Annotated in this window: 17 protein-coding genes; 15 read left to right on the top strand and 2 right to left on the bottom strand. The window is 68.1% G+C overall.

The annotated features are described in order from the left end of the window. Nucleotides 1–68 precede the first annotated feature (68 nt). On the top strand, nucleotides 69–1,247 hold the full coding sequence (locus tag C3942_RS19660) for a GGDEF domain-containing protein (protein ID WP_104232080.1): 1,179 nt from the start codon (nucleotides 69–71) through the stop codon (nucleotides 1,245–1,247). A 77-nt stretch (nucleotides 1,248–1,324) separates the two neighbouring features. After that, entirely contained in the window at nucleotides 1,325–1,666 is a 342-nt protein-coding gene (locus tag C3942_RS22880; protein ID WP_104232079.1) for a glycine zipper 2TM domain-containing protein, read from the top strand. 11 nt (nucleotides 1,667–1,677) lie between these two features. Here C3942_RS22880 and C3942_RS19650 read toward each other — a convergent pair whose 3' ends face one another. Further along, nucleotides 1,678–1,863: a hypothetical protein gene (locus C3942_RS19650; protein ID WP_104232078.1), complete on the bottom strand. Its 186-nt coding sequence runs from the start codon at nucleotides 1,861–1,863 to the stop codon at nucleotides 1,678–1,680. Between the two features lie 76 nt (nucleotides 1,864–1,939). Between C3942_RS19650 and C3942_RS19645 the strand changes: the two genes are divergently transcribed. The 4 genes from C3942_RS19645 to C3942_RS19630 all read left to right on the top strand — a co-directional run bounded on the left by C3942_RS19645 (nucleotide 1,940) and on the right by C3942_RS19630 (nucleotide 5,534). Next, a complete protein-coding gene (locus C3942_RS19645; protein WP_104232077.1) occupies nucleotides 1,940–2,239 on the top strand; it encodes a hypothetical protein in 300 nt (99 codons plus the stop codon). A gap of 33 nt (nucleotides 2,240–2,272) precedes the next feature. Further along, nucleotides 2,273–2,614, top strand: coding sequence for a hypothetical protein (locus C3942_RS19640; RefSeq protein ID WP_104232076.1), 342 nt, complete (start codon nucleotides 2,273–2,275; stop codon nucleotides 2,612–2,614). Nucleotides 2,615–2,711: 97 nt separating this feature from the next. After that, the gene (locus tag C3942_RS19635) at nucleotides 2,712–3,596 is read left to right on the top strand and encodes an SDR family oxidoreductase (RefSeq protein WP_243393683.1); all 885 of its coding nucleotides are present in this window, start codon (nucleotides 2,712–2,714) and stop codon (nucleotides 3,594–3,596) included. 171 nt (nucleotides 3,597–3,767) lie between these two features. Beyond that, a complete protein-coding gene (locus C3942_RS19630) occupies nucleotides 3,768–5,534 on the top strand; it encodes a cholesterol oxidase substrate-binding domain-containing protein (protein WP_104232074.1) in 1,767 nt (588 codons plus the stop codon). Nucleotides 5,535–5,711: 177 nt separating this feature from the next. On the opposite strand, the gene C3942_RS19625 is transcribed toward C3942_RS19630, so the two are convergent. Continuing rightward, nucleotides 5,712–6,272, bottom strand: coding sequence for a winged helix DNA-binding protein (locus C3942_RS19625; RefSeq protein WP_104232073.1), 561 nt, complete (start codon nucleotides 6,270–6,272; stop codon nucleotides 5,712–5,714). Nucleotides 6,273–6,486: 214 nt separating this feature from the next. On the opposite strand from C3942_RS19625, the gene C3942_RS19620 reads away from it, so the two are divergent. From C3942_RS19620 to C3942_RS19580, 9 genes are all read left to right on the top strand, one after another. Next, nucleotides 6,487–7,929 (top strand): coniferyl aldehyde dehydrogenase, encoded by a 1,443-nt coding sequence (locus C3942_RS19620; RefSeq protein WP_104232072.1) that lies wholly within the window; start codon nucleotides 6,487–6,489, stop codon nucleotides 7,927–7,929. Between the two features lie 106 nt (nucleotides 7,930–8,035). Continuing rightward, nucleotides 8,036–9,280: a cytochrome P450 gene (locus C3942_RS19615; protein WP_207766158.1), complete on the top strand. Its 1,245-nt coding sequence runs from the start codon at nucleotides 8,036–8,038 to the stop codon at nucleotides 9,278–9,280. A 21-nt stretch (nucleotides 9,281–9,301) separates the two neighbouring features. Further along, nucleotides 9,302–10,111 carry an enoyl-CoA hydratase-related protein gene (locus C3942_RS19610; protein WP_104232070.1) on the top strand — a complete coding sequence of 270 codons (810 nt, stop codon included), beginning with the start codon at nucleotides 9,302–9,304 and terminating at the stop codon, nucleotides 10,109–10,111. A 63-nt stretch (nucleotides 10,112–10,174) separates the two neighbouring features. Next, entirely contained in the window at nucleotides 10,175–10,483 is a 309-nt protein-coding gene (locus C3942_RS19605) for a 2Fe-2S iron-sulfur cluster-binding protein (RefSeq protein WP_104232069.1), read from the top strand. Nucleotides 10,484–10,508: 25 nt separating this feature from the next. After that, nucleotides 10,509–10,907, top strand: coding sequence for a nuclear transport factor 2 family protein (locus tag C3942_RS19600; RefSeq protein ID WP_104232068.1), 399 nt, complete (start codon nucleotides 10,509–10,511; stop codon nucleotides 10,905–10,907). Between the two features lie 10 nt (nucleotides 10,908–10,917). Continuing rightward, nucleotides 10,918–11,292: a hypothetical protein gene (locus C3942_RS19595; RefSeq protein ID WP_104232067.1), complete on the top strand. Its 375-nt coding sequence runs from the start codon at nucleotides 10,918–10,920 to the stop codon at nucleotides 11,290–11,292. Next, complete coding sequence (locus C3942_RS19590; RefSeq protein ID WP_165797547.1) at nucleotides 11,279–13,090, top strand: AMP-dependent synthetase/ligase; 1,812 nt, start codon at nucleotides 11,279–11,281, stop codon at nucleotides 13,088–13,090. Before C3942_RS19595 ends, C3942_RS19590 begins: the two co-directional genes overlap by 14 nt. A gap of 468 nt (nucleotides 13,091–13,558) precedes the next feature. Continuing rightward, a complete protein-coding gene (locus C3942_RS19585; RefSeq protein WP_207766157.1) occupies nucleotides 13,559–16,192 on the top strand; it encodes a TonB-dependent receptor in 2,634 nt (877 codons plus the stop codon). A gap of 26 nt (nucleotides 16,193–16,218) precedes the next feature. Then, nucleotides 16,219–16,728 (top strand): DUF3450 domain-containing protein (locus tag C3942_RS19580; protein WP_165797546.1); only part of this gene is annotated, 510 nt, incomplete at its 3' end.

The raw sequence follows: 16,728 nt of genomic DNA, 5'->3' as shown, positions 1-16,728 counted from the left end.
GCCTGTATGCTGTAAAAAAACAAAAAGGAACCGGGATTCAGTCCCGGGGCGCCGGAGGGCGCAGGCCGATGGAGCAGGTCGACGAGCTACACCATGCCCGGCAACACCGGCGCTTCTGGGAACGGTTGCCGCCGGACCTGGAGCGCCAGTTCCGGGAGTCCCAGAGGGGGCGCTACCGCTATCCCCGGGCCATCCTGTTCCTGATTGCCGCGCTGGCCTATGGCCTGGCGCCGGCCTACGAGGACGCCCTGCTGTCGCCCTCGGTGGGCTTCCGCCCGCTGTTCAACCTCATCCAGTTCGGCTTCGTGGTGCCCCTGACCCTGGTCGCCAGCGTCCTGACCCTGGCGCCGGTGCCGCTGGTGGTGCGGCGCTGGGCGCAGGTGGTCGGCGTGGTGGCTTTCGTCGGCGGGGTGCTGCTGCTGCGCTACCACGCCCTGCGCGGCGAGCTGACCTATCCGCCGGAAATGCTGGGCATCGTGGTGATCGCGGTGGCCTTCTTCGGCGGGTTCTCTTCGCGGCGCGTGGCGCTCCTGGGCGGGGGGCTGATGGTGGCCGGCATCTGGGTGGAGTTGAACGCTCCGGATGCCTACACGCCGGCGCTCAATGCCCTGAGCCTGTTCTACATGGCGCTGATCGCGGTGCTCGCGTCGCTGACGCAGGAGTGGCAGGCACGCTCGGCCTGGATCAACCATCGCTACGTCACCGCGCTGGTGCGCACCGACCTGCTCACGGGCCTGTCCAGCCGCAGCGAGTTCAATCACCTGTTCCCGCGACTGCTGGCGATGGGGCGGCGCGAGTTGAAGCCCCTGGCGGTGGTGTTCCTCGACATCGATCACTTCAAGCGCATCAACGACCGCTATGGCCACCTGTTCGGCGACGAAGTGATCCGTCGCGTGGGGCGCTCGCTGGCGGCCCACTATGCGCGCAGGCCCTGGGACCTGTGTGCGCGCTTTGGCGGCGAGGAGTTCGTGCTGGCCTGCTACGACGCAGACCTGAACGCGCTGCCGGGCCAGGTGGCGGACCTGCTGCAGGCGGTCCGCGGCCTTCAGCTGGAGGCGCCGGAAAGCGGTGGGCCGGTGCCGATCAGCGCCAGCGCCGGCGCGCTCTGGGTGCTTCCGATCGAGGAGACGGTGGAACAGGTGCTGGGTGAAGCCGATGCCCTGCTGTACCGAGCCAAGGATCTCGGCCGCAATCGCGGCTGCGTGGCGCGCCATGGCTCCTCGGCGGAGATCATGGAGGTCGCCTGAGCGCGGTTCACCGCTGATTCATGGCAAGGCTGCTAGCGTGTCTCCTTCGATGGGCAGGAAGCCCAGGAGGATGCAACATGCATATGACGAAAGGACTTGTCGCGCTGGCCTTGGCTGCCGGCATCGCCGCGCCGATGGCGCAGGCCGAGATCTATACCAACGAAAAAGGCGAACGCGTGGAGTGCCACGATGAGGTGGTCAACACCGGGCGCAAGGGCGTGAACCCCACCGTGGGCGCCATCGGCGGTGCCGTGGCGGGCGGCGTCCTGGGCCACCAGATCGGCGGCGGCCGCGGCCAGGACATCGCCACTGCGGGCGGCGCCGTGGCCGGCGGCGTGGCCGGCAAGCGCATGGCCGAGAACAGCGGCAGCGGCCAGCAGCAGACCGTCACCCAGCGGGTCTGCCGTCCGCTGGGCTAGCGGGCTCGGCCTCAGTTCACGGCGGGCGGCAGCTTGTCGGCGAGGTCATCCAGGGAGTCGGCTGCCCCGCCCTGCTGCCCCTGCTGGCCGGGAGTGCGGTCGCGCGGCTGCGGCGGCGGAGTATCGCGTGGTTTCGGCGGAACCGGGTCCTTGATCCGGGGTGTCTGAATGCTGCGGCCGTCCTTGTGCTGCGTCATGGTTCTCTCCTTGAGTCCGAACCATTGGGACCGCGCGCAAGGACAGGACGTTCCCATCCATGGAAGGAGAAGACAGATGAGCAGGAAGCAGAAGAAGGTAGCCCTCGTCGGCCAGCACGCCGTCGACGAACTTTTCGACCGGGCGGACGGCCTGGTCACCGAGGGCCTGAGCCTGGTGGAGCAGCAGTTGCGCGGCCGTATCAGACAGGCGCGCCGCCGCGTGGACAGTCTCTATGAACGCTGGCCGGGCGGCAGCGGACGCGCCATCAGCGCCGCGACGCAGTATCTGCGAAATCATCCGGTCCAGGCGGCCGGCATCTGCGTGGGTGCCGGTGTCGTGGCGCTGGCCGTGGCAAACCGCCAGGCGGCACACTAGGCGGCGGCCATGACGGTACGGCCCAGTACGCGCATGCGCGCAGTGCTCGGCATCTACCGGGCGCTGCGCAAGCGGCACGGCAGCGCGCTGGCCCTGGTGACCCTGCAGCAGGAGTGGAAGAAGACCGGCCTGCGGCGCAGCGACCTGGACACGGCACTGGCGGAACTGGTCGCTCGCCAGTTCCTGCTGCGCGGCGAGCCGCCGGCTGCGGCCTACGAACTGAGCTGGCTGGGCGAGCGGGCGATCCATTCGCTGCGCTTCAATACCGGCTTCGGCGCGCTGCGCGACTGGGCCACGCTGCGGCGAGCCCGACGCCGCCGGCTGCAGCCGGCGGAGCCGGGTTCGTCGAGGCGGCGGCGCGACGACCGGCGCTGAGGCAGGCTGCACGGCGGCGGGCGAAACGCCGTTCCGCAGCGATTCAGCGCGGCGGTGGCAACATCGCAGACCAGGCATGGACGCCAGGAGAATGACGATGGAGCAGACCCGCGAGGCACGCCGGCACCCGCGCTCGCCGATGCCGCCGCAGCATCAGGACAAGCCGGGGTTCGAATTCAAGATGGAGCCGCGTCCGCAGTACCAGGCGCCCGGTTATCGCGGCTCCGGCAAGCTGGCGCACCGCGTGGCGCTGATCACCGGCGGCGACAGCGGCATCGGCCGCGCGGTGGCGACGCTGTACGCCCGTGAGGGCGCGGACGTGGCCATCGTGCACCTGCAGGAGGAGAAGCTGGATGCCTCCGAGACGCAGCGTGCGGTGGAAAGCGAGGGCCGTCAGTGCCTGCTGCTGCCCGGCGACGTGCGCGACCCCGGCTTCTGCCGGCGCGCCGTGGAGAACACGGTGGAATGCTTCGGCCGGCTCGATATCCTGGTCAACAATGCCGCGTTCCAGCAGAGCGTGGAGCGCCTGGAGGACCTCAGCGACGAGCAGATCGACCGCACGTTCCGCACCAACATCATCGGCTACATGCAGATGGCGCGCGCGGCGCTGCCGCATCTCAAGCCGGGGTCGGCGATCGTCAACTGCGGCTCCGTCACCGGGCTGGAGGGCAGCCATGCGCTGCTGGACTATTCCGCCACCAAGGGCGCGATCCACGCCTTCACCAAGTCCCTGGCGCAGAACCTGTTGCCGCGCGGCATCCGCGTGAACTGCGTGGCCCCGGGGCCGGTCTGGACGCCGCTGAACGTCGCGGACAAGACGGCAGAGAAAGTGGCGCAGCACGGAGCCAAGACGCCAATGAAGCGGCCGGCCCAGCCGGAGGAGATCGCGCCGGCCTTCGTGTTCTTCGCCTCCAACCTCGACTCCAGCTACATCACCGGCGAGGTGTTGTCGTTGCTGGGCGGAGAGACCACGGCCGCCTAGCCGGCGAACGGCTTTTCGCCGTTCGCCGGACCCTCGGTGCAGCGGCGTGTAAGAAAATTCCCCCATCCGTTCGGTGTAGAGCCGAGGCCGCCGCTTTCCCCCTATGATCGGCACAGGGGAAAGCCGACGTTTGTCATGACGCCGGCTCTATGAGTGCGAACGGGGGAAGCCTTGTCACAGGGAAACAGTGAGCCTGCCGCAAGCGGCCGGGGGCGCAGCGTCTCGCGCCGCGGAGTCATCAAGGGTCTGGGTTCGTTCGCCGCCGCGGCGGCCTGGGCGCCGCTGTTCCGCCTGACGCCGGCCGAGGCTGCCGCCGGCACGCCGCCGGCGGCCTTCCCGGCCGGCTTCGATCTCTACCGCCAGGGCTTCGAGAACTGGGCCGGCGACATCCGCGTGGATGCACTGTGGACCTGCTCGCCGCGCGACCCGCAGGAAGTGGTGACGCTGGCCAACTGGGCCAAGGCCCAGGGCTGGCGCCTGCGTCCGCGCGGCTCGATGCACAACTGGTCGCCGCTGGCGCTGGAGCCGGGCACGTCCTCCGACGCGCGCATCCTGATGGTGGACACCACCGCCCACCTGGCCGACATGCAGATGGTGGCGCCGCTGCCGGAGGCGGCGGTACGCGTGCAGGCCGGAGCGATGCTGGAAGACCTGCTGGGTTTCCTCGAAACCCATGGCTGCGGACTGGCCGCTTCGCCGGCGCCGGGCGACATCACCATCGGCGGCATGCTGGCCATCGGCTGCCATGGCACCGGCCTTCCGGCGCTGGGCGAGGCGCGCAAGCCGGGGCATACCTTCGGCACGCTCAGCAATCTCATCGTCAGCATCACCGCCGTGGTCTGGGACGAAGGCAGCGCCCGCTACGAGCTGCGCACCGTGCCGCGTTCGCACCCCCACTGCAAGGCGCTGATGACGCACCTGGGGCGCAGCTTCGTCACCGAGGTGGTGCTGCGCGCGGGCGCCAATACCAACCTGCGCTGCGTGAGCTACATGAACATACCGGCCAGCGAGATGTTCGCGGCGCCGGGCAGCGGCGGCCGCACGATCGCCAGCTTCGTCCAGCAGGCCGGCCGCATCGAGGCGATCCAGTTCCCGTTCACCTCGAATCCCTGGCTCAAGGTCTGGAGCGTCAGTCCGGCCAAGCCGCTGCTGTCGCGCAAGGTCACGCGCCCCTACAACTACGTATTCGCCGACGCGATCCCGCGCGTGGTCTCCGATCTCGCCGACCAGGTGCTGAGCGGCGTCGGCGCGGCAACCCCGGCCTTTGGCGCCGTCGAATACACCGTGAGCAGCGCCGGGCTGCTGGCGACGCTGTCGCAGGACATCTGGGGTCCGTCGAAGAACCTGATGCTGTACGTGAAACCGACCACGCTGCGCGTCACGGCCAACGGCTATGCCATCCTGACCTCGCGCGCCAACATCCAGCGCGTGATCCACGAATTCAACCAGAAGTACCAGGCCATGATGCAGGCCTACCAGGCCCGCGGGCAGTACCCCGTCAACGGTCCGGTGGAGATCCGCATCACCGGCCTGGACCACCCGGAGCATGTCGGCATCCCCGGTGCCGAGGCCCCGGCGCTTTCGGCCGTGCGCCCACGCCCGGATCACCCGGAATGGGACGTGGCGATCTGGCTGGACCTGCTGACCTTTCCCGGCACGCCCCACGCCAATGAATTCTTCCGCGAGTTCGAGCTCTGGGCCTTCCAGAACTACAGCGGAAGCTACGCGACGATGCGCGTGGAGTGGTCCAAGGGCTGGGGCTACGGCACCGGCGCGGCCTGGACCGATCCGCTGGTGCTGGGCCAGCACATCCCGCAGGGCTTCCGCGCCGCCGCCGGCCCGCAGGAGAACTGGGACTGGGCGCTGCAGAAGCTCGACCAGTTCGACCCGCACCGCATCTTCAGCAGCCCGATGCTGGATCGGCTCATGCCGGCCTAGGGAAGTTCTGGAAAGGCGGTCCGTGCCGCGCCTGTCGAAGCAGTGGCGGTCCCCGCGGCAGGTCAGCGAGTGCCGTCCTCCCTCGACAGGCTCAGGGCGAACGGCGGCTTCTTCAGGGAGACCCTGGCAGTTCGTCGATCCCCCAAACGAAAAAGGCGCCGCGCGGCGCCTTTTTTTTCAGCGTGCGGGTGCCGTGCGGTCCTGGTCGCTTTCCTCGCGCGGGCGCGGCGCGTTCTCGAAGATGCGCGCCACCAGCGACAGGAAGTGCACGCCCATGTCGACCTCTTCGGGCGTCATGTAGTCGATGGCCCAGCGCATCAGCGCCTGGCCGTTGGTCACCATCTGCAGCATGAAGCGCTCACCCTTGGGCGTGAGCTTGATCAGCTTCTCCCGGCCGGAATCCGGGTCTTCCATGATCTGGATCAGCCCCAGCGGCGGCTTGGACATGGCCCTCAGGGCCTTGGAGACCGAGCTGCTGGTGATCTCGAACCAGTCCATCATCGCCTTCTCGACGAACTTGCGGCGCATCAGCTTGCCGTCGACACCCTGCGAGCGGATCAGCCACATGATCACGGTCTGGTGGCGGTTCAGGGCCTTGCCGGACCGCAGCGTGTCCTCGATGGTCATGCCCACCGTGTAGTGGATGGGATAGAACAGTTCCAGCAACTCGTGCGGCCCGTTCAGATGCGGGATGCGGCGGACTTCGGTGGTCCTTGAAACGCCTTTCTTCTGGTTCACGGGGCTCTGGTCGGGCAGGAGGTCTGGTCTTCGCGGCCGAGGCTATACCAAGCCCGCTGCCGGCGGCGGAACTGTTTATATCCTGAAATATAGTATCTTGGAAAACAAGAATAAAAAATAATTATGTCTTGACGGACATAATTAACAAAAGCACACTCTCGCGCCGCCCGCCGGGACCCGGCGGGCGCCTTTTCCATGGCGCGGGAGGACTGCGATGCACGGTGACAACGGGACGAAGGGGGTGGGAACGGGGCTGTCCGGGCTGCTGCAGGCCCAGCAGGCGGCCTATGCAGCGGAGCCGTATCCATCGGCGGAACAGCGCATCGACCGGCTGCGGCGGTTGCTCGCCGTGCTGGAGAGCCATGAGTCGCGCATCGTCGAAGCCCTGAGCGCAGACTTCGGCTACCGCTCGCCGCACCAGACCTGGTTCGCCGAGGTGGTCACCACCGCCAAGCCGCTGCGCCTGGCCATCTCCCGGCTGCGTCACTGGATGCGTCCGGAGCGCCGCAGCCCCGGCCTGCCGTTCAAGCTGCTCGGCGCGCGTGCGGAGGTGCACTACCAGCCGCTGGGCGTGGTCGGTGTGATCAGCCCCTGGAACGTGCCCGTCAATCTGGCGATCGCGCCCCTGGCGGGAATCCTCGCCGCCGGCAACCGGGTGATGATGAAGCCCTCGGAAGCCACGCCGGCGACGGCGGCGCTGCTGCAGGAGATGATCGCCTCCGCTTTCGGCCCCGCGGAGCTGGCCGTGGTCACCGGCGGCGTCGAGGTGGGCCGCGAGTTCAGCGCGCTGCCTTTCGACCACCTGCTGTACACGGGTGGCGAGGTGGTGGCGAAGCACATCATGCGGGCGGCTTCGGAACACCTGACGCCGCTGACCCTGGAATTGGGCGGCAAGTCGCCGACGCTGATCGGCGAGGGCGCCGACCTGGCGTTGGCGGCGCGGCGCATTGCCTTCGGCAAGGTGTTCAACGCCGGCCAGGTCTGCCTGGCGCCGGACTACGTGCTGGTGCCGAATGCGCGCAAGCGCGAACTGGTCGATGCGCTGATCGAAGCCTTCAAGGGCATGCTGCCCGAGTCCTCCGGCAGCCGCGACTTCGTCGCCGCGATCAACGAGCGGCACGCCGGCCGCCTGCGCGGCTACGTGCAGGAGGCCCGCGCTTCGGGCGCGGAAGTGATCGAGTTGGAGTGGACCGGCCGCAGCGAGTTGCCGGGTGCGAGCATGGTGCCGCTGACGATGGTGGTGGAGCCCGCACCGTCCCTGGCGCTGATGCGCGAGGAAATCTTCGGCCCCCTGCTGCCCATCGTGGGCTACGACTGCTTCGAGGACGCCCTGGCATCGATCAATGCCAGGCCGCGCCCGCTGGCCCTGTACTACTTCGGCGACGATCGCCGTCAGGTCCGCGAACTGCTGACGCGCACCGTGTCCGGCGGCGTCACGCTCAACGACGTGATCATGCACTACACGATGGACGACCTGCCCTTCGGCGGCGTGGGCGCCAGCGGCATGGGGGCCTATCACGGCCGCGACGGCTTCAGGCGCTTCTCGCATGCGCGCGCCGTCTACCGCCAGAGCCGCTTCGACGTCGGCGCCATGCTGCGCCCGCCCTACGGTCCGCGCTTCGAGCGCATCGCCCGCGTCCTGCAGAAGCACGGCTGACCCGGTCCCGCCGGCGTATCGCGACATATTGTGTCCTTGACACAATAGTGTCCAAAAGACACAATCAACTAATAACCACATTGAACGTGCGATTGAGGAAAGCCCCGTGAGCCAGACCCGTCTGCCCGACGCAGCCAGCTTCACCGTCGAGTCCCTGAACCGGCCCGAGGTGATCGCCAATCCCTATCCGTACTACGCGCTGCTGCGCGACCGTCCGCCGCAGTTCGGCCTGCGCGACTGGCCTCCGGGGACGGTGCCCGGCCAGGACGTGCCCGAGCCCTCCTGGGTCTTCCTGAAGTACGCCGATGTCGCGGCGGCGGCGAAGAACCACGATGCCTTCTCCTCCCGCGATCCGATGCAGGAGGCGTCCGATGCGCCGACGCTGATGCTGGTCAACCATGACCGGCCGCGGCATACGGTGCTGCGCAACATCGCCAAGCAGGCCTTCACGCCCAAGCGCGTCGAGCACGACGTGGCGCCCTGGGTGGAGCGCACCGTCGCCGGCATGATCGCGGAACTGCCGGACGGCGATGTCGAGTTCATGCACGACTTCGCCGAGGTGCTGCCGGCCCGCGTGATGACCCGGCTGATCGGCACGCCGGAGGGCGACTACGACAAGCTGCGCCGCTGGGCGAGCGCGTTCATGGTGACCTCCGACTTCACGCTGGAGGAGCGCAACCAGTGCAACCGCGAGATCGCGATGTACTACGCGGAGGCCGTGGCCGAGCGCTACCGCGACATCGAGCGCGGCCTGACGCCGCCGGACGACCTGATGACCGCCTTCATCCGCGCCGAGGACGAGGGCGAGAGCCTGACGCGCGACGAGGTCACGCGCTTCTGCCTGACGCTGGTCGTGGCGGGCGCCGAAACCACCGGCTACCTGCTGGGCAACCTGGCCTGCACGCTGGCGCAGGAACCGCAGTTCTTCCCGATGCTGAAACAGGACCGCCGCCTGGTGCGGCCCTTCATCGAGGAGAGCCTGCGCCGCGACGGTCCGCCGCAGCGCCTGTTCCGCGTGGCGACCATGGACGTGGAGATCGGCGGCGCGCAGATCCGCGCCGGCGAGTGGGCGGCGCTGTTCTACGCCGCCGCCAACCGCGATCCGGCGGTATTCGAATCGCCGGACGAGTTCATCCTGAACCGCCCCAACGTCGGCCGCCAGCTCACCTTCGGCCACGGCATCCACCACTGCATGGGCGCCGGCATCGCCCGCCTGGAGGCCGACAAGATGATCAACGGCCTGCTCGACCGCTGCTCGCGCATCGACCCCGGCAGCCAGCCCTTCAAGCGGCAGACCGGCGGCCTGCTGAACTACGGGCTCGACCGCTGCCCGATCGTGCTGGTGCGCTGAGCGCACCGGGAGAAGCCGCACATGTCGCTGCAACTGACGCGCAACGGCGCCGTGGCCGAAATCCTGATGGACCGGGCCGAGCGCATGAACGCGCTCGACACCGCATTCTGGAGCGAACTGCCGCGCCTGCTCGACGAGGTGGATGCCGACCCCTCGATCCGCGTGCTGCTGCTGCAGGGCAGCGGCAAGCACTTCAGCGCCGGCATGGACCTGGATTTCTTCCCGGCGATCCGCGAGCGGGACAACGGCGAGCCTGGCCGCTACCGCGACTGGATCCGCCGCAAGGTGCTGGCCCTGCAGGCGGCGCTGACGCGGCTCGAGACCCTGCGCGTGCCGGTGATCGCAGTGACCCAGGGAGCCTGCATCGGCGGCGCCCTGGACCTGGCCTGCTGCACCAACCTGCGTTTCGCCACGGCCGATGCCTACTTCCGTATCCACGAGATCAACATCGGGATGATGGCTGACCTCGGCGTGCTGCAGCGCTTGCCGCGGCTGCTGCCGGCGGCCCTGGTGCAGGAACTGGCCCTGACCGGCCGGCCGATGAACGCCGCGGAAGCGCTGCAGCGCGGTTTCGTCAACGCGGTGTCCGACAGCCACGAGCAGGCCCTGCAACTGGCGCGCGAGACCGCGGCGCGCATCGCCGCGCTGTCGCCGCTGGCGGTGGTCGGCACCAAGGCGGCGCTGAACCATGCCCGCGACCACCGCGTGGCCGACGGCCTGGAGTTCGCCAGCCTGTGGAATGCCGCCATGTTCGTGTCGGAAGACGTGCCGCTGGCGCTGACGGCGCAGAGGCAGCGCGGCTCCGCGCAATTCCAGGACCTGCTGCCCTGAGGGCAGACCGCTTTTTCAGCGCGTGCCCATGCCAGGGCGCGCCATCGACCGGAACATTCGAAAGTGAAGATCCATGTCATCGACCGGGCCGGCCGCGCCCATGAGTTGGAAGCCGATGCCGGCGAGGCGCTGGTGAATCCGTTGAGCTTCGCCAACCTGGTGGAAGCAACCTGCGGCGGTGCCTGCTCCTGTGCCACCTGCCAGGTCTACGTCGATCCCGGCTGGCTGGAGCGGCTGCCGCCGGCCGTGGGCGACGAGAGCCAGTTGCTGCCGGAGCTGCTGAACACTCAGCCGAACAGCCGCCTGGCCTGCCAGGTACTAATGAGCCCCGCGCTGGACGGCATCCGCCTGACCGTGGCGCCCGAGCAGTAAAGACCATAACCGAGGAGACCCGAGCATGAGCATGAACCCTGTCGAGACGACCCAGGAAATCTTCACGCGCTTCGGCGCCAAGGACGTGCCGGGCATCGTCGAGCTGCTGGACGACGACATCCGCATCGAGTTCTACGGACCGTCGGTGATCCCTTACGCCGGCGATTACCGGGGCAAGGAAGAGGCTCGGCGCTTCTTCGAGACCGTGCTCGGCTCGGTGGACATCCACCAGTTCGATGCCGAGCAGATGCTGCGCGACGGCGACATGGTGACGGTGACCGGCGTGCTGCACCTGACGGCCCGCGCCACCGGGCGTCCCATCCGCTCCGACTTCGCCCATGTCATCACGGTGCGCGACGGCAAGTGGCTGCGGTTCCGCGACTTCATGAACACGGCAGTGGCCGTGGCCGCCTTCTCGCGCTGAGGAGCCGGCCATGTCGATCGATCGCCGCATCGCCGCGGGCGACCTCGGCCTGTTCCTGGCCCTGGCGGTGCCGGGGCTGGGCCCCTGGCTGGTCGAAGCCCTGCTGCAGCTCAACGGGATGCTGGGGCTGCCGGGGCAGGGCGGCATGCAGGGGCTGTCGCCGCTGCTGCTGGGCTTGATGGGCTTGCTGGGTGCCGGCTTCGCCTGGGCGCGCCTGGCGGCGCCGGCGGGCCTGCTGCGCAAGCCCGCCATGCTGGTGAAGGCTGCCGCGGTACTGCTGTTCGTGCTGGCGGTGCTGGGTGGCGCGCCTGCCGTGCTGCTGCTGCTCGCAGCGGCCGATGCCTTTGCGGCAGTCCTGCTGGCGGTGGCCCGTGACCCGCGCTGAAGCGAGTCCGCTGCAGGGGGCGCGGCAAGACATGCCGGGCACGGTGATCGAGGCCTTCACCGCGACCGCGAGGCGCCTGGCCTCGAAGCCGGCGCTGCGCCACAAGCGCGATGGGCGCTGGCATACGCTGAGCTTCCGCGAATATCACGCGGAGGTGATGACCGTTGCGCGCGCCTTCATCCGGCTGGGCCTGCGTCCCGGCGAGACGGTTTCGATCCTGGGCGGCAACAGCCCGCAGTGGCTGATCGCGGACCTGGCGGCTATCGCCGCGGGCGGCGTGGCGGCGGGCATCTATGCCACTTCCAGCGCCGGGCAGTGCCAGTACGTTGCCGAACACAGCGGCTCGGCGATCGTCGTGGTGGAGGATTCGTCCCAGCTGGCCAAGCTGCTGGCCGTGCGCGCCTCGCTGCCCGGACTGCAGGCCATCGTGCTGATGAAGGGAGACAGCGACCTGGCCGGCGTCCACGGCTGGGAGCGCTTGTATGACCTGGCCGAGACCGTCCCCGAGGCGCAGCTGGAGGCCCGGCTGGCGGCCCAGCGCCCGGGCGATCTCGCCACGCTGATCTACACCTCCGGCACCACCGGCACGCCCAAGGCGGTGATGCTGTCCCACGACAACCTGCTGTGGACCGCGCGCGGCGCGGCCGGCCTGCTCCGTGCACGCGAGGGACAGGACTGGCTCAGCTACCTGCCTCTTTCCCACGTTGCGGAGCAGATGCTGACGCTGCACGTGCCCATCCACGTCGGCAGCTGCGTGTGGTTCGCCGAGAGCCTGGAGCGTCTGCCCGCCAACCTTCCCGAAGTGCGTCCGCACAGCTTCCTGGGCGTGCCGCGCGTCTGGGAGAAGATCCAGGCGCGGCTCCAGGGCCTGGAGGCTCAGGCCCCCTTCGCGCGCCGCTGGCTGATGCGATGGGCGCGCGGAGTGGGACGGGCGGCAGCGCGGGCGCAGGAACGCGGCGGCCGGCCGCCGGCGCTCCTGCCGGTGGCGGATCGCCTGGTGCTGTCGAAGTTGCGTGCGGGGCTGGGGCTGGACCGCGCGCACCACTGCGCCACCGGCGCCGCGCCCATCGCCGCCGATACCGCCGCCTTCTTTGCCGGACTGGGCCTGCCGCTCTACGAGATCTACGGCCAGAGCGAATCCACCGGCGCCTGCACCATGGGCGGACCCGGGCGCCATCGCAGCGGCTCCGTCGGCCAGCCGTGGGACGGGCTGCAACTGCGGCTGGATACCGATGGCGAAATCCTGCTGCGCGGGCCCTGCGTGTTCATGGGCTACCTGCACAACGAGCAGGCCACGCGGGAGGCGCTCGACGAATCCGGCTGGCTGCGCACCGGCGATGTCGGCCGCATGGACGCCGAGGGCTTCCTCCACCTCGTCGATCGCAAGAAGGAACTGATCATCACCGCCGGCGGCGAGAACATCTCGCCGGCGCATGTCGAGGGCGAGATGAAATCCATTCCCGCCGTCGGCCAGGTCTGCGTCATCGGCGACCGGCGCAGGTATCTTGTCGCGCTGTTCACCCTGGACCCGCTGCTGCTGCCCGCGGTGGCGCAGGCGGCGGGCAGCCTCGCCACGACCGCGGCGGAGGCCGCCGGGTGCCCCGCCTTCACAGGCTGGTTCGCGGCGCAGGTGGAGCAGGTCAACCGCCGCCTTGCGCGCGTGCAGACGATCAAGCGCTGGGCGCTGCTGCCGGAGCCGTTCTCGCTGCAGAACGGCGAGCTGACGCCGACCATGAAGACGCGCCGCGCCGCGATCCTGCAGCGGCATGCCGCCGTCATCGAGGGCTTGTACGACTGAGCGGGCCGCCTTGCCGGGAGCTCAGGCTCAAAAGCCGTCCAAATGACACAATATTAATATTGACAACATTCAAGCATGGATATAATATTTATGGGACGGTGAGAAGTCATAAGAAGCCGCCGCCGCCGTCGAGGCTGGCGAGCGACAAAGAAGCACATGAGGAGACACATGCCGTTCATCACTCCATCTTCAGTGCCTGTTCCGATTCGCTGCCGGCACCCTTGGCCGGCCGCCGCGCCAGGTGCCTGCCTGACGTAACCGCCGCCGGCCGGAAGGCCCTGCGGCACCGCTGAAAAGCCGTTCGAGTAACGAGGTGGCAGTCGGCCCCGGCCGATCCTGCCGGGATCACTGCGCGCGCTTCGTGCCGCCGGTCCCGCCGGGAGCGGGTGCAGGGTTCGCTGCATGGATCAAGTGGAGGCGCCCTGTCCTGCAACGAAGCGGGGGCGCGTGACCGATATGGAAGGTGCCATGAAGAAGAAACTAAGGAATGCAGCCGTCGTGGGTGTCTGCATCGCGGCGATGGGCGCGCAGGCGCAGGAAGCTTCTGCGCCCGATGCGCTCGATGAACTGCTCGGCTCGGAGCTGTTCACCGACGAGGGCGCCGGATCTGCGCCGGCCGCTGCACCGGCGCCGGCGGATGCAGCGCCCGCCGGGGATTCTGCTGCCGCGGCGGAATCGCAGCCGGCGGCTGCCGCCGGGCCGGCGCCCGCGCAGCCGCAGCCTTCGGCTTCCCAGGACACCGCCAAGGTCTATGACGAGACCATCCCGGTGGCCCAGAAGGAGTCCGAGCCGGCGAATCCCATCAAGGAGCCCAAGAGCCGCCTGGTGGAGGAGATCGTGGTCACCGCGCAGAAGCGCGAGGAAAACCTGCAGGACGTGCCCATCACGATCAACGCCTTCAGCGGGGAGAAGCTGGATGCCTTCGGCGTGGAGTCCACCGCCGACCTGCAGAAGATCACGCCGGGCCTGACCTATACCTACTCCTACGGCTACAGCGTCATCTTCATCCGCGGCGTCGGCACCGATGCCTTCCTGCCCAATGCCGATCCCAGCGTCGCCACCTACATCGACGGCATCAACATCGGACCCAGCCAGGGCAAGCAGGATTCGCTCGGGCCGGTGAAGCGCGTGGAGGTGCTGAAGGGCCCGCAGGGCACGCTGTTCGGCCGCAATGCGACGGCGGGTGCCATCAACATCGTCACCGAGGATCCGCCCGACGAGTTCATGGGCACCTTCAAGACCGAATTCGGCAACTACAACTCGCGCAAGTACCAGCTGTACATCGGCACGCCAGTCACCGAGTCCATCGGCGCCACGCTGGCGCTTTTCAAGGAGGACCAGGACCTCTACGGCCGCAACGAGATTTTCGGCCGGCCCGGCCCGATGCGCGAGGACTACGTCAAAGGCGGTCGCGCGAAGATCAGGATGCAGGCCACCGACGACCTCAGCCTGACCCTGGTCGGCTCCTACAACAAGCAGTTCAACAGCAACTCGCTGTCGCAGGAGAACACCCGCCCGGCGCCGATCCTGGTCGGCGGCGTGCCGCCCGATCCGCTGGACCGGGTCTGGCACAACAACTACCAGGGCGGCAACGAGACCACCAACACCCTCTACGGTGCGACGCTGGAGTGGCTCACCGGATTCTCCGACGTCAAGTTCATCTTCTCGGATAACGAGGCCGTGGTGGACGAGGCGATGTACGACTTCGACTCCACCGCCACCTCGCAGGCCACCTTCTACAGCAACGACCAGTTCAACAAGCAGCGCACCTACGAGCTGCAGTTCGTCTCCAACCAGGAGACTCCGGGGTCGGACAAGATCCAGTGGGCGGCGGGCCTGTACCGTCTGGAGGGCGAGGGCGGCTTCGGCAGCCTCTACCTGACGCTCAATGCCCTGGGCGTGGGCTCGAATGTCCTCGGCCTGCCGCAGTTGCTGGGCCGGGTGGGCGGCCTGCTGGGCCTGAACAACCTGGACTACAACATCAATCAGCTGATCAATGCCTCGAACGACATCGTTCTGGGCAACGGCGGCATCCTGACCACGGAGTCCAATTCGGCCTACCTGCAGGGCACCTGGTTCGCCACCGACTGGCTCGACATCACCCTGGGCGCCCGCTACCAGATGGAAACCCGCGGCATCACCAACAGCTACCTCGAGGTGGTGTTGCCGACGGCGGGCGAACCGCCCAACGACTATTTCGACTCCGGCAGCCGCGCGCAGAACCTGCGCCTGCGCAACTTCCAGGCGCCGGACCTGGACGACAAGACCCTGTCGCCGAAGCTGGCGATCCAGGTCCACCCCTGGGACAACTTCCAGGTCTATGCCTCCGCCCAGCGCGCCTTCAAGAGCCCGACCTACAACATCGTCAACTTCTTCTCCAACCCGGACCCGGTGAAGCGCGAGACCGCCACGTCCTACGAGCTGGGCTTCAAGTCCGACCTGCTGGACGGCGCCCTGCGCTTCAATGCCGCGATCTTCCACACGCGGATCGACGAACTGCTGACCGCCATCGTGTCCGTCACCTCGGGCGGCGTGGTGTCCTTCAGGAATGCGGGCGAGGCGCAGATCAACGGTGCCGAGTTCGACGCCCTGTGGCAGCCCATGCCCAGCCTGAATCCGGGCCTGGCCATTGCCGCGAGCGCGACCTACCTGGACGGCAAGTACACCGACTACAAGGATGGCTCGGGCTTCGACGACACCACCGGCCTCTACTTCGGGAAGGACAGCCTGCTGCTGCTGCCGGCCCGCGATTTCACCGGCAACGATATCGTGCGCACCCCGAAGTTCACCGGCAGCATCTCGGTGAACCAGGCGATTCCGGCGGGCCGCTTCGGCTCCTTCGAATTGGGCGTGGACTACTACTACAACAGTGGATTCAACACCACGCCGCAGAACTCGCCGCTGTACGAGCAGCCGGCCTATGACCTTCTGGGTGGCCGCATTGCCTACTTCTACGAGCCCTGGGGTCTGCAACTCACGGCCTTTGTCGACAACGCGCTCGATGAGCAGTACGCCCAGGCCATCGTGCAGCACGACTTCGGCCGCACCGTGACGCTGGCACCGCCTCGCCTCTACGGCCTGCGCCTCAAATGGGATTTCTGAAGATGAAACAGCAAGGAATGTCGAACATGCCTTCCCGTCATGGCAAGAACAGCCTGGGCCTGCTGGCGGCCGTACTGCTGGTACCCGTTGCCCATGCCGCCTCCCTGCCGGACGTGATCAAGGCAGGTGAAAGCTTCATGGTCGCCCAGGCCGATTCGCAGAAGCGCGTGGACGCACTGGCCGAACAGGGCCGTGACCTGGCCAACGACTACCGCACGACGCTGCGCGAGACCGAAGGCCTGAAGCTGTACCTGCAGCAGCTGCGGGCGCAGCTCAAGAGCCAGGAAGAGGAGATGGCGGTGATCCGCCAGGAATCCTCCGAACTGGAGCGCACCAACATCGAGATCCTGCCGCTGATGCAGCGCATGCTGGGCTCGCTGGAGCAGTTCGTGCAGCTGGACGTCCCGTTTCTCAAGGACGAGCGCGTGGCGCGGGTGGCCAAGCTCAACGAGATGATGCCGCGCGCCGACGTGACCGTCTCGGAGAAATACCGGCGGATCGTCGAGGCCTACCAGATCGAGATGGAATACGGCCGG

Origin of the sequence: Solimonas fluminis (genome assembly GCF_002930645.1) — a bacterium.
GTDB classification, from domain to species: Bacteria; Pseudomonadota; Gammaproteobacteria; order Nevskiales; family Nevskiaceae; genus Solimonas_A; species Solimonas_A fluminis.
The sequence above is the reverse complement of the archived record's forward strand: the minus strand, read 5'-3'. Positions and strand labels throughout refer to the sequence as shown.